This window comes from Streptomyces caeruleatus (assembly GCF_001514235.1).
Classification (GTDB): Bacteria; Actinomycetota; Actinomycetes; order Streptomycetales; family Streptomycetaceae; genus Streptomyces; species Streptomyces caeruleatus.
In genome coordinates this window covers 295232-307833 of sequence record NZ_KQ948924.1, presented here as the reverse complement: position 1 = coordinate 307833, position 12602 = coordinate 295232, and the positions used below count along the sequence as shown (strand labels likewise).

Sequence of the window (12602 nt, the reverse complement as noted above, 5' to 3'; positions counted from 1 at the left end):
GAGGGGCGGGACTTAATCTGCCGTTAACTGAGCGTAGCTTGATCGTACTTGACTGTAATCGCCAGCGGGCGATTGACTGCTGGTCCACCCTTCGTCGACGCGAGGCAAGCCATTGACTTCTGACCTGCTGGCACCTCTCGACCTGGCGTTCTGGAACATCGAGTCCGCGGAACACCCCATGCACCTGGGCGCGCTCGGTGTCTTCACCGCGCACTCGCCCACCGCCGGAGCCCACGCGGCCGACCTGCTGGCCGCCCGTGCCGCCGCCGTGCCGGGACTGCGGATGCGCATCCGTGACGCCTGGCAGCCGGTCGGCCTCCTGCAGCCGTTCTCGTTCGGCGGAGCCACCCGGGAGCCCGCCCCGGACTTCGATCCGCTCGACCACGTCCGGCTGCACGCCCCGACCGCCGACTTCCAGGCGGTCGCGGGACGGCTCATGGAGCGCCCGCTGGAGCGCGGCCGGCCGCCATGGGAGGCGCATGTACTGCCGGGAGAGGACGGCGTGTCCTTCGCCGTGCTGTTCAAGTTCCACCACGCCCTCGCCGACGGACTGCGCGCGCTGACCCTGGCCGCCGCCGTCCTCGACCCCATGGACATGCCCGCCCGCAAGCCCCGCCCCGAGGAGCCCCGAGTCCGTGGTCTGCCGGATGTGCGCAGGCTGCCGGGGCTGGTCCGCGGCGCTCTGTCGGACGTCGGCCGGGCCCTGGACATCGGCGCCTCCGTCGCCGTGTCCACGTTCGGCGTGCGCTCGTCGTCCGCGTTGGTCGCCGAGCCCAGCGGAACCCGCCGTACCGCCGGGGTCGTCGTGGACATCGACGATGTGCACGTGGTCCGCAAGGCCGTCGGCGGCACCGTCAACGACGTCCTGATCGCCGTCGTCGCGGGCGCCCTGCGCCGCTGGCTCGACGAGCGCGGCGACGGCAGCGAGGGGGTCGCGCCCCGCGCCCTGATCCCCGTCTCCAAGCGCCGGCCCCGCACCGCGCACCCACAGGGCAACCGGCTCTCGGGTTACCTGATACGGCTTCCGGTCGACGACCCAGACCCGCTGCGCCGCCTCGCCACGGTCCGCACCGCAATGGATCGCAACAAGGACGCCGGACCCAACCGGGGCGCGGGGGCCGTCGCCCTGCTCGCCGACCACGTCCCGGCGCTCGGCCACCGGATCGGCGGACCGCTGGTCAGCCAGGCCGCCCGGCTCTGGTTCGACATCCTGGTGACCAGCGTGCCGCTGCCCGGCATCGCCCTGAAGCTCGGCGGCCACCAGGTCACCGAGGTCTTCCCGTTCGCCCCGCTGGCCCGCGGCCAGTCCCTGGCCGTCGCGATCTCGACGTACCGGGGCCGCGTCCACTACGGGCTCGTCGCCGACGCGGAGGCCGTACCGGATCTCGACGTGCTGGCCAGGGCGGTCTCCGAGGAGGTGGAGTCACTGATCGCCGCCTGCGCTCCCTGAACCCCCGGTTTCCCGGGGTCCTTCGCCGGATTTTGGAGGAGTGACCCGGCGCTCCGTACAATTCCCCGTTCGAAAGCGGGCGCGGTCGGAGCGCCGCTCGGGTGATCAGGGAAACGGCAGCGCGATGACGGTGACAGAGGAAGGCTCGGCGACCGCGAACGAGGTCGTGCACGAGTCCGGTGACGAGGTCGTGTACGGCCCCGGCATCGACCCGGAGCGGCTCGCCGTGTGCCTGAGCGTGCTGGACGAGCTCGACAGGCTGGAGGTCGACCACCCCGACGCGATCACCGTGCGCCGGGCGACCGCCGGGATCTACCGCACCGTCAAGCAGCGCCGCCGCCAGGAGCGCCGGGCCGCCAAGACCGCCCACGACAAGGCGGTCACGGAGGCCACGGCGACCGGCTCGGCGCAGCGCATCGACGACGAGACCGAGGGCATCCTGCCGTCGTCGGCCACCGACGCCGGCAAGATCGCGGGGATACTCCAGCGCCCGCGCTCCTGCTACACCTGCAAGACCCGGTACGTGGAAGTCGACTACTTCTACCACCAGCTCTGTCCGGACTGCGCCGCCCTGAACCGCGCCAAGCGCGACGCCGGCGCCGACCTCACCGGCAAGCGCGCCCTGCTCACCGGCGGCCGCGCCAAGATCGGCATGTACATCGCGCTCAGGCTGCTGCGGGACGGCGCGCACACCACGATCACCACGCGTTTCCCGAAGGACGCCATCCGCCGTTTCAAGGCCATGGACGACTCCGCGGACTGGATGCACCGCCTGGAGGTCGTCGGCATCGACCTGCGCGACCCGGCCCAGGCCGTCGCCCTCGCCGACCAGGTCGCCGACGCCGGCCCCCTCGACATCCTCGTCAACAACGCGACGCAGACCGTACGCCGGCTGCCCTCCGCCTACGCCGCCCTGGTCGACGGCGAGAGCGCCCCGCTGCCCGCCGGTGAACTCCCCGCCCACCACGTCATCGGCGCCTTCAACTCCGGCGCGGTCGACGGCCTCGCCGCGCTGCCGCTCGGCACCAGCGGCCTCGACGCCCAGAAGGTCGCGGACCTCGCCCTGGTCGCGGGTAACGCCAGCGTCGCCCGACACCTCGACGGCACCGCGATCGACGCGGGCGGACTCGTGCCCGACGTCGTCGACAGCAACACCTGGGTGCAGACGATCGAGCAGATCTCCCCGGTGGAGCTCCTCGAGACCCAGCTGTGCAACTACACCGCGCCGTTCATCCTGATCAGCAAGCTCCGGCCGGCGATGGCCGACGCCGCGAAGAAGGCGGCGAGCGGGCGGGCGTACGTCGTGAACGTCTCCGCGATGGAGGGTGTCTTCGGGCGCGGCTACAAGGGCGCGGGGCATCCGAACACGAATGCCGCGAAGGCCGCGATGAACATGGTCACGCGGACCAGCGCGCAGGAGATGTTCCAGAGTGACGGCATCCTGATGACGTCGGTCGACACGGGCTGGATCACCGATGAGCGTCCCCACTTCGACAAGTTGCGGCTCGCCGAGGAGGGGTTCCACGCTCCGCTCGATCTGGTCGACGGGGCGGCTCGGGTGTACGACCCGATCGTGCGGGGTGAGGGCGGGGAGGATGTGTACGGGGTCTTTCTGAAGGATTACGCGCCTGGCAAGTGGTAGGCGGGGGCGGTCGTGCGGCTGCGGGTGAGCGGGGGCTGGTCGCGCCCACGCGGCGGAGCCGCACATCCATACAGCCCCGCGCCCCTCAGGTGGGCCGAGTTCCCGGCGTCCGTAGGTGCTGGTGTATCGCGTACGCCGTTGCCGTGTGCGCCGCGCGTACCCGAGTGCCTCCGTCCACCACCAGGTCTGCCCCCGTCACCCACTCCGCCTGGTCCGACGCCAGCCACACCACCGCCCGTGCCACATCCTCCGGTTCCCCGATGCGCCCGAGCGGGAGTCCGGCGGCGACCTCCTCCTCGCCCGGCTCCCACACGAACCGTGCCATTTCCGTGCGGACCAGGCCGGGGGACACCGAGTTGACCCGCACCTTCGGCGCCAGTTCGCCCGCGAGCTGTTGGGTGAGGTGGAGCAGGGAGGCCTTGGTGGTGCCGTAGGCGCCGATGCGGGGGCCGACGTGGGTGGCGCCCTCGGTGCAGATGTTGACGACCGCGCCGCCGTGGTCGCGCATCCAGGCCCGCCAGGCGCACTGGACGAGCCGCAGGGGTGCCTCGACGTTCACGGTGAAGGCCTCGCGCCAGGCGTGGGGATCGACGTCCATGAGGGGGCCGTACGGCAGGTTGGTCGCGGCGTTGTTCACCAGTACGTCGATCCGGCCGAACTCGTGCAGGGTCAGCTCCACGACCGCCCGCAGATGGTCCGGGTCGGCCACGCTGCCGGGCACCCCGATGCCGCCGAGCCCGGTGGCGGCCCGCCGTACCTCGTCCGCGTCCCGCGCGGTCACGCACACCAGCGCTCCGGCGTCGGCCAGGTGCCGGGCGACGGCGTGCCCGATGCCGCGGGTGGCGCCGGTGACGACGGCGGCCCTGCCCTGAAGTCCGTACGGCGACGTCATCGCCGTACCGTCTCATGACGGGCCGTCAGTCAACAGCCCCGAGCGGCGAGTTCCGTGCCGCCACCAGCTCCAGGACCGTGCGCCAGTCCTCAAGGACCCCGGCGTCGAACTCGGCGCCGCGGCCCTCCTCGTCGGCCTGGCGCAGCCGCTGCAGGTCGTCGTCCGCGGAGTCCGGGGCCCGGTGGTGGTCGCGGACGAGGCGGGAGACCCGTTCGCCGAGGAGGGGGCGCACCGCGTCCGCCGCGGACTCGGAGTGGCGGGCCGCGTCGCTCGGGCGCAGCAGCGGGCCGATGACCTGCACGAGCCCCGCGACCTGGAGCTCCTTGTCGGCGGGGCGGGTGCGGCGCAGCAGGGCGGCGGTCCGCAGCGCGTGTTGGTGCAGATCGACCCGGGCCCTCCCGGGGGCCGGGACGTCCCGGGTGCCCCGGCAGGCGTACAGCAGATCCATCAGCTCTTCGACACTGCGCAGCTCCATGCGTCAGTCCTCCCGCCGGCTGGCCGTTGGCGTCCGTCAGCAGATCATGGCCGCCTTGCGATTCGGCCAACGGGACCTGAACTGCGCGGCGTGGCGAGGTCCGACACGGGGTGGCGTGATGTCGTTGAGCCGAACGAGTGACTGGTAAATGCCGTAATTCACAGCAAAACAGGAGATGGCGGGCAGGTGAAATCCGGTCGACTCCGGATAGTTACCGCTTGTTTGCAGCCCCATCGAGCGGGCGCCCGCTCATTTGGTTAGTCTGTAGCGGACGGACAGCATGACAGGGTCCCAACCCACACCCACGGTCCGTCCCGGGACAAGCCGGTGCACAACGGCCTGCTCTCACAGCAGTACACCGGCGCCACCGCGTCCGAGCCGACTTTGAGTAAGACCCGAGCGGGCGTCAAGTACCGGACCGCAGACTGGACCGGCCTCGCCCCGAGGGTGATCCGACACAAAAGGAGTGCGCGGTGACACCTGAGCAGACGAATCGCGAACAGCGCCCCAAGGAACGCACGGAGCGCGCGGGCCGCCGGTCCAAGGAGATCGGCAGTCTCGATGTGTGGGCCAGGTCCGCCCCCATCCGCCTGGCGGGCTACGAGGACGACCTCGCCGAGCCCCACATCCTGCCCAGCGTCGACTGACGAGTCGACCGAAGGGGCAGAGCCCTTCGCGATTGCCGGACGCATGGGCGTGCGAGACTCACGCCCATGCTGATCAGAGAAGCCGCGGCCGACGACTGGCCGCGGATTTGGTCTTTCTGGCACCGGATCGTCGCCGCCGGCGAGACCTACGCCTGGGACCCGGACACCTCCGAGAACGACGCGCGGACCCTGTGGATGAACCCGGCCAAGAGCGTCTACGTCGTCGAGGACGACGCCGGAGTCGTCGTCGCCTCCGCCTACCTCACCCCCAACTACGGCGGCCCCGCCGCCGGTATCGCCAACGCCGGCTTCATGGTGGACCCCGACCACGGCGGGCGCGGCGTCGGCCGTGCCCTCGCCGAGCATCTGCTGGTCGCGGCCAAGGATGAGGGCTACCGGGGCATGGTCTTCAACGCCGTCGTCGAGACCAACCCGGCCGTGCGCCTGTGGACCTCCCTCGGCTTCACGATTCTCGGCACCGTCCCGGAGGCGTTCGACCACCCTCGGCACGGGCGGGTGGGCCTGCACATCATGTACCGGTCGCTTTAGCCAGTCACCTTCACGGCCTTCCCGTTTGCCTAAACGCTTTAGCTTTATGCATAATCGTTAAAGGCGAACGGGAGGACTGTTGTGGCACGCGTAGGACTGACCACGCAACGCCTGGTCCGGGCGGGTGCGGAGCTGGCCGACGAGATCGGCTTCGAGCAGGTGACCGCGTCGGAGCTCGCCCGGCGGTTCGACGTCAAGGTCGCGAGCCTGTACTCGCATGTGAAGAACTCCCAGGACCTCAAGACGCGGATCTCGCTCTTCGCGCTGGAGGAGCTGGCCGACCGGGCCGCCGACGCCGTCGCGGGCCGGGCCGGCAAGGACGCCCTGGTCGCCTTCGCCAACGTCTACCGCGACTACGGCCGCGAGCACCCGGGCCGCGCCGCAGCCGCGCGGATGCGGCTGGACCCCGAGACCGCGGCGGCCGGCGCGGGCGTCCGGCACGCGCAGATGACGCGGGCGATCCTGCGCGGCTACGACCTGGCCGAACCGGACGCGACCCACGCCGTGCGGCTGCTGGGCAGCGTCTTCCACGGCTACGCCGGCCTGGAGGTCGCGGGCGGCTTCAGCCACAGCGCCCCCGACTCCCAGGAGACCTGGACGCGGATCCTGGACGCCCTCGACGCCCTGCTGCGCAACTGGCCCACCGAGCCCACACCTTGACGACAGGCGGAGGACACATGGACACCGAGCACGGCATGCGGCACGACTGGATCACCACGCCCGTCACCGCCGCCCTTCTGCGCGGCGCCCTCGACATCGAGCACACCGAGCACGGAGTGCTGCCGCACCGGCTGCCCGCCCGGGCCCGCGCCCAGAACACCGACGGACAGCTGGCCATGGCCGAGTCCCAGCCCTCCGGCGTACGGCTGGCCTTCCGCACCCGGGCCACGGCCGTCGAACTGGACGCGCTGCGCACCAAGCGTGCCTATGTGGGCGCGCCGGCCCGACCCGACGGCATGTACGACCTGATCGTCGACGGCCGCCCCGCGGGCCAGGGCAGCGTGACCGGCGGCAACGTGGTGACCGTCGACCTGACCGCCGGAACCGCCGAGCAGGAGTTCGGCCCGGCCGGCACCGTCCGCTTCACCGGGCTGCCCGCCGGCGACAAGGACGTCGAGATCTGGCTGCCGCACAACGAGACCACCGAACTGATCGCCCTGCGCACCGACGCCCCCGTCGAGCCCGCCCGTGATCCGGGCCGCAGGGTGTGGCTGCACCACGGCAGTTCGATCAGCCACGGATCCGACGCCGCGAGCCCCACCGGCATCTGGCCCGCGCTCGCCGCCTCGCTCGGCGGCGTGGAGCTGATCAACCTGGGCCTGGCCGGAAGCGCCCTGCTCGACCCGTTCACCGCCCGCGCCCTGCGCGACACCCCCGCCGACCTCGTGAGCGTCAAGCTGGGCATCAACGTGGTGAACCTCGACCTGATGCGGCTGCGCGCCTTCGGGCCCGCGGTCCACGGCTTCCTCGACACCATCCGCGAGGGCCACCCGACGACACCCCTGCTCGTCGTGTCTCCCATCCTGTGCCCGATGCACGAGGACACACCCGGACCCTGCGCCCCCGACTTCGGCGGCATGAGCGCCGGCCGTCTGCGCTTCGTCGCCATGGGCGACCCGGCCGAGCGCGCGAGCGGCAAGCTGACCCTGGGCGTCATCCGGGACGAGCTGTCCCGCATCGTCAAGCAGCGGGCGGCCGACGACCCGAACCTGCACTACCTCGACGGCCGCGACCTCTACGGCGAGACCGACTCCGCCGAACTGCCCCTGCCCGACGGCCTCCACCCGGACGCCGCCACCCACCGCCGCATCGGAGAGCGCTTCGCGCGGCTGGCGTTCACGGCGGACGGGCCGTTCGGGGCCGGGCCTGGCATGGTGACGCCCTAGGGTCCGTTGCTTGGATCGTGTCGGCGTCGCCGGGCTACAGGACCGGGTCCAGTGGAGCCGTCCGCCGCCACGGCCGCAGCTTCTCGATCTGCTCCGCCAGGCCCAGCAGGTCCGCCTCCGAACCAGGACGGCCCACCAGTTGTACGGCGCTGGGGGCGCCGGAGGGGAGGGTGCCGAAGGGGATCGCCATCGCCGGCCAGCCGGTGAGGTTCCACGGGGGAGTCATCGGCGAGTAGTTGGTGTTGGCCAGGACGTTGCGCAGCCAGCCGCGCTCGTGCCAGGGCTCGGACTTGGGGGAGCGGCGGGCGAGGGCCGGGGTGAGCAGCACGTCGTACTCGGCGAAGAACGGCTCCAGTCGCCGGCGCAGCTGCTCCCGGCTTTCGCCGCCGCGCACCCGGTCCACGAAGCGCTTGCCGACGGTGGCGTGGACCCGGGTCCGGCGGGTGAGCTGCCGGGGGTCGAGACCCCGCACGTCCTCGGCCGTGCCCGCCGTCCAGTGGGTGAGCGAGGTGACCCCCAGCGACATCGGGTACGGCGGGTCCGCGCGCCGCACCTGGTGACCGGCCTTGATCAGCAGCCCGGCGGCCTCGCGGGCGGCCGTCGCGTACGGCTTGCTGACGGCGACGCCGGCGAGCGGGCTGCGCAGGGACACCGCGATCCTGTGGGTGCCGGGCGCGTCCGACCGTACGACGTCGGTGCCGGCGAGGACCGACAGCATCAGGCGGGTGTCCTCGACCGTCGTGGCCAGCGGGCCGTTCTCCGACATGCCGAACCAGTCGCCGTCGCTGACGCCGGCCGGGACCACGCCGTAGCCGGGCTTGATGGTGATCAGGCCGCAGTTGGCGGCCGGGATGCGCAACGAGCCCATGCCGTCGTTGCCGAGGGCGATCGGCACCATGCCCGCGGCGACCGCGGCCGCGCTGCCGCCGGACGAGCCGCCCGCCGTACGGGAGGTGTCCCACGGGTTGCGGGCCGTGCCGTGCACGCCCTCCGTGGTGCCGAAGACGCACAGCTCCGGCACGTTCGTCAGGCCCACGACCACCGCGCCCGCCGCCCGGAGCCGGGCCACGGTCACATGGTCCTCGTCGGCCGGGGTGTCCGGGGTCGCCGCCGAGCCGATCCGCTTGGACTCGCCGCGCACCGCGAGATTGTCCTTGATCGCCACCGGCACGCCCGCCAGCGGCAGTTCGGCGAGGTCGCCGCGCGAGGCCACCTCGTCGGCCTCGGCGAGCGCCGTCTCGGCCCGCACCACCCGGAACGCGCCGACGCGACCGTCGAGCCGCTCGATCCGGGCCAGGTGCTCGGCCACCACCTCACGGGGTGTGGCCCGCTTCTCGCGTACGGCGGCGGCGATCTCGGCGGCGGTCCTGCCGACCCAGCTGGTCACGGCTGCTCCTCGGGCTTACTCGCGAGTATGTAGGAGAACTCTGCCCCGCGGCGGGCCCGGCGTCGAGAGGCGCCACGCTTGGATATTCGGGCGCCTCTTCTTGGACTTTTCACGGCGTCCCTTCCCGGCGCGGGCCCGCTGACCTGCGCGTCATCCGATCAATGAGCCAACTCCGCTCACTTCGCGTCCCATTGACAGCCCCTGGGGCCCGCCCAATCATCAGACATCCGATGAATAGGGGTGCCTCATGAGGAGACGCTGGAGATCGTCAGGTGTCCTGGCGGTGCTGACGCTGATGGTGCTGCTCGTCGCGCCGGTGCCCGCCCTCGCGCGGGAGGCCCGGACGGCAGCGCCGGTCACCGTGCCGGCCCTGGCCGACTGGACCCCGGCATCCGGCAGTTACACCTACCGGCGCTCCGCCCGCCTCGTGGCCGACGGCGCCGGCGAACGGCGCGTCGCCGACACCCTCGCCGGAGATCTGCGCGACGCGGGACACGGCACGCCCGCCGTGGTGCCCGGCGGCACCCGCCCCGGCGACATCGTCATCGACGTCCGGCCCTCCCGGACCACCCTCGGCACGGACGGCTACGAACTCCGCGCGGGCGACCGGCTGTCCATCACCGCGGCGACCGAGACCGGCGCCTTCTACGGCACCCGCACCCTCCTCCAGCTCCTCGTCCGCGGCGACCGCGTCCCGGCCGGCCGCACGGTCGACGTACCGCGCTACAAGGAGCGGGGTGTCGGTGTCTGCGCCTGCTACATCCACGTCTCCCTGCCCTGGCTGGAGAACCTGGTCCGCGAGATGGCGTACCACAAGCTCAACCAGCTGCTCCTCGAACTGAAGGTGAAGAGCGAGGCCCACCCCGAGGCCAACACCTGGGGCTACTACACCAAGGACGAGATCCGCCGCCTCGTCGCCCTCGGCAAGCGGTACCACGTCGAGATCATCCCCGAGATCAACTCACCGGGCCACATCGACCCGTGGATCGAGAGCCGCCCGGACCTCCAGCTGACCGACTCCGACGGCAACAAGCAGCCCTCGCGGCTCGACATCACCAGGCCGGAGGCCTTCGCGTACTACACCAGTCTGATCGACGAGTACGCCGAGGTCTTCCCCGCCGCCTCCTGGCACATGGGGGCCGACGAGTACATGCTCGGATCCGACTTCGCCAAGTACCCGCAGATCCTGAAGTACGCACAGGACAGGTACGGCCCCGACGCCACACCCCAGGACGCCTTCATCGACTTCGTCAACCGCGTCCACACCTACGCGGCCGGCAAGGGAAAGAAGCTGCGCATCTGGAACGACGGACTCACCGGCGCCAACACCGTCCCGGTGACCGCCGGCACGACCGTCGAACACTGGCTGAACGTGGCGGTCAAGCCCAGCCGCCTCCTCGCGCAGGGCTACCCGGTGATGAACGCCGCCTACGCCCTCTACCTGGTCCGCGGCGGCTTCCACAGCGACACCAAGGGGCTGTACGACCAGAGCTGGGACCCGCGCAGCTTCGAGGGCGAGAAGCTCGCCTCAGCCGACGGCGTCACCGGAGCGAAGATCAGCCTCTGGCCCGACAACGGCCGGGGCGAGACCGAGAACGAGGTCGCCGTCGCCCTGTGGCCGGCGCTGCGGCACATCGCCCAGGCGACCTGGGGCGAACCCCACCCGGACGCCACCTACGCCGAGTTCACGGCGCGCGGCACGGCCGTGGGCCACGCCCCCGGATGGCGGGACCTGACCCGCGTACCGGTGGCGGACGGGTCGTACACCTTCCGGGCGTCCGGGCGGTCCTTCACCGCCGAGCTGCGGCGCACGCCCGACGGCTACGCGACCGTGCGCACGGCGGACGGCTGCCTCGAGGTGCGCGGCGGAAAGCTCACGCTCAACGTGCCGCTGCAACCCGGGGTGGAGGCGACACCGCAGACCTGCGATCCCGCGAACACCCTCCAGCGCTGGCAGTTGGAGCCCATGGCCGGTGGATACCGGCTCGTCAACGCCATCACCCGGATGACGGTGAGCGTCACGGACGACGGCCGGCTCGCCCAGTACCCGCCGGACCAGCACCCGCCCGCCGTATGGCACCTGAGCTGAGGAGCCTGCCATGGCCGTATCCCGTCGCGCCTTCGTCGCGACAGCCGCCGTCCTCGCCGCGACCGGCGCCACCAGACCCGCCCGCGCAGCAGCAGCGGCCGACGCAGAGGACCGCTACCGCATCCCCGTCAGCCCCGACGACACCGAGGCCGACCTGGTCCGCAAGGCCTCCCAGGTCCGCCCCACCGCACGGCAGATCGCCTGGCAGCGCCTGGAACGCACCGCGTTCCTGCACTTCGGTGTGAACACGTTCACCGGCCTCGAATGGGGCACCGGCGACGAGGACCCCGACGTCTTCCAGCCGACCGGCCTCGACACCGACCAGTGGGCACGCGCCCTGCGCGACGGCGGCTTCCGGCTCGCCATCCTCACGGTCAAGCACCACGACGGCTTCGTGCTCCACCAGACCCGCTACACCAACCACTCGGTGGCGTCCAGCAGTTGGCAGGGCGGCCGGGGCGACGTCCTGCGCTCCTTCGCCGACTCCATGCGCCGCCACGGCATCAAGGTCGGCGTCTACATCTCGCCCGCCGACGAGAACCAGTACCTCCACGGCGTCTACGCCAACGGCAGCGCCCGCACCGACCACACCATCCCCACCCCTCTCCCGGACGACGACCGCACACCGTCACGGTCGTACACCCTCCCGGCCACCGACTACGGCGCCCATATGCTCAACCAGCTCTACGAGGTCCTCACCGAGTACGGCCCGATCGACGAGGTCTGGTTCGACGGCGCCCAGGGCCGTATCCCGCCGGACAAGGTCGAGAAGTACGACTGGGACAGCTGGTACACCCTGGTCCGCGCCCTCGCGCCCGACGCCGTGATCGCCGTGTCCGGCCCGGATGTCCGCTGGGTCGGCAACGAGGGCGGGCTGGCCCGGGAGGACGAGTGGAGCGTCGTGCCGGTGCAGGAGAAGGACTACGGGCGTACGGACTACGCCCTCTCCTACGACGCGCCCGACATGGGCAGCCGTGCCGCCCTGGTGAAGGCCCGGCCCGTCGCCGACCACCTCCAGTGGTGGCCCGCCGAGTGCGACGTGTCCATCCGCGACGGCTGGTTCTACCACGCCGACCAACAGCCCAAGAGTGTCGAGCAGTTGACGGACATCTACTTCCGGTCGGTGGGCCGCAACTCGGTGCTGCTCCTGAACATCCCGCCGGACACGGACGGCCTCCTGCCCGCCGCGGACGTGGCACGGCTGCGGGAGTTCCGCGAGCGCGTCGACCGCGAGCTCCCCGAGGACCTGGCACGCGACGCCCGGACCACCGCCGCACCGGGCCGTGTCACGGTCGACCTCGGCCGGGAGCGCGAGGTGGACCGGATCCGGCTCGCGGAGGACATCCGGTACGGGCAGCAGGTGGAGAGCTTCGTCGTGGAGGCACAGCGTGACGGGGCCTGGGCGGAGGTGACCCGGGCCGGGGCGATCGGCGCGAGCCGGATCCTGCTGCTGGCGGTACCGGTGCGGGCGCGGCGGTGGCGGGTGCGGGTGACCGGTTCGCGGGCGGCGGCGCGGCTCGTGGAGTTCGGGCTGTACCGGTCGCAGGTCTGAAATTCGGTTGACCGGGACGGGGCCGCACCGGCT

11 protein-coding genes are annotated in these 12602 nt (G+C 71.8%); 8 read left to right on the top strand and 3 right to left on the bottom strand.

What is annotated here, in order from left to right; translation table 11 throughout:
• Positions 1-112 precede the first annotated feature (112 nt).
• Together AQJ67_RS01410 and AQJ67_RS01405 are read left to right on the top strand one after the other, a co-directional pair.
• Positions 113-1450, top strand: a complete 1338-nt coding sequence (locus AQJ67_RS01410) for a wax ester/triacylglycerol synthase family O-acyltransferase (RefSeq protein WP_062716108.1) — start codon at positions 113-115, stop codon at positions 1448-1450.
• Positions 1451-1574: 124 nt separating this feature from the next.
• Positions 1575-3092, top strand: coding sequence for an SDR family NAD(P)-dependent oxidoreductase (locus tag AQJ67_RS01405; RefSeq protein ID WP_062716107.1), 1518 nt, complete (start codon positions 1575-1577; stop codon positions 3090-3092).
• A gap of 85 nt (positions 3093-3177) precedes the next feature.
• Here the strand turns inward: AQJ67_RS01405 and AQJ67_RS01400 are convergent, their stop codons facing one another.
• Entirely contained in the window at positions 3178-3984 is an 807-nt protein-coding gene (locus AQJ67_RS01400) for an SDR family oxidoreductase (RefSeq protein ID WP_062716106.1), read from the bottom strand.
• A gap of 25 nt (positions 3985-4009) precedes the next feature.
• The gene (locus tag AQJ67_RS01395) at positions 4010-4459 is read right to left on the bottom strand and encodes a hypothetical protein (protein ID WP_062716105.1); all 450 of its coding nucleotides are present in this window, start codon (positions 4457-4459) and stop codon (positions 4010-4012) included.
• 473 nt (positions 4460-4932) lie between these two features.
• On the opposite strand from AQJ67_RS01395, the gene AQJ67_RS46510 reads away from it, so the two are divergent.
• From AQJ67_RS46510 to AQJ67_RS01380, 4 genes are all read left to right on the top strand, one after another.
• Positions 4933-5106, top strand: coding sequence for a hypothetical protein (locus tag AQJ67_RS46510; RefSeq protein ID WP_107122756.1), 174 nt, complete (start codon positions 4933-4935; stop codon positions 5104-5106).
• A gap of 66 nt (positions 5107-5172) precedes the next feature.
• Complete coding sequence (locus AQJ67_RS01390; RefSeq protein ID WP_062716104.1) at positions 5173-5655, top strand: GNAT family N-acetyltransferase; 483 nt, start codon at positions 5173-5175, stop codon at positions 5653-5655.
• A gap of 81 nt (positions 5656-5736) precedes the next feature.
• On the top strand, positions 5737-6315 hold the full coding sequence (locus AQJ67_RS01385; RefSeq protein WP_062716103.1) for a TetR/AcrR family transcriptional regulator: 579 nt from the start codon (positions 5737-5739) through the stop codon (positions 6313-6315).
• A 17-nt stretch (positions 6316-6332) separates the two neighbouring features.
• Entirely contained in the window at positions 6333-7541 is a 1209-nt protein-coding gene (locus AQJ67_RS01380; RefSeq protein ID WP_062716101.1) for a GDSL-type esterase/lipase family protein, read from the top strand.
• A gap of 34 nt (positions 7542-7575) precedes the next feature.
• On the opposite strand, the gene AQJ67_RS01375 is transcribed toward AQJ67_RS01380, so the two are convergent.
• A complete protein-coding gene (locus AQJ67_RS01375; protein WP_062716099.1) occupies positions 7576-8928 on the bottom strand; it encodes an amidase in 1353 nt (450 codons plus the stop codon).
• A gap of 247 nt (positions 8929-9175) precedes the next feature.
• Here AQJ67_RS01375 and AQJ67_RS01370 point away from each other — a divergent pair, with 247 nt between their 5' ends.
• Both AQJ67_RS01370 and AQJ67_RS01365 read left to right on the top strand, forming a co-directional pair.
• Positions 9176-11017 carry a family 20 glycosylhydrolase gene (locus AQJ67_RS01370; RefSeq protein WP_062716098.1) on the top strand — a complete coding sequence of 614 codons (1842 nt, stop codon included), beginning with the start codon at positions 9176-9178 and terminating at the stop codon, positions 11015-11017.
• 10 nt (positions 11018-11027) lie between these two features.
• Positions 11028-12569 (top strand): alpha-L-fucosidase, encoded by a 1542-nt coding sequence (locus AQJ67_RS01365; RefSeq protein ID WP_062716096.1) that lies wholly within the window; start codon positions 11028-11030, stop codon positions 12567-12569.
• Positions 12570-12602: the final 33 nt, after the last annotated feature.

Excerpts from the sequence above, each read along its gene's own strand:
- AQJ67_RS01405 (WP_062716107.1), top strand. The coding sequence starts at position 1,575 with ATGACGGTGACAGAGGAAGGCTCGGCGACCGCGAACGAGGTCGTGCAC.
- AQJ67_RS01400 (WP_062716106.1), bottom strand. The coding sequence starts at position 3,984 with ATGACGTCGCCGTACGGACTTCAGGGCAGGGCCGCCGTCGTCACCGGC.
- AQJ67_RS01395 (WP_062716105.1), bottom strand. The coding sequence starts at position 4,459 with ATGGAGCTGCGCAGTGTCGAAGAGCTGATGGATCTGCTGTACGCCTGC.
- AQJ67_RS01390 (WP_062716104.1), top strand. The coding sequence starts at position 5,173 with ATGCTGATCAGAGAAGCCGCGGCCGACGACTGGCCGCGGATTTGGTCT.
- AQJ67_RS01380 (WP_062716101.1), top strand. The coding sequence starts at position 6,333 with ATGGACACCGAGCACGGCATGCGGCACGACTGGATCACCACGCCCGTC.
- AQJ67_RS01370 (WP_062716098.1), top strand. The coding sequence starts at position 9,176 with ATGAGGAGACGCTGGAGATCGTCAGGTGTCCTGGCGGTGCTGACGCTG.
- AQJ67_RS01365 (WP_062716096.1), top strand. The coding sequence starts at position 11,028 with ATGGCCGTATCCCGTCGCGCCTTCGTCGCGACAGCCGCCGTCCTCGCC.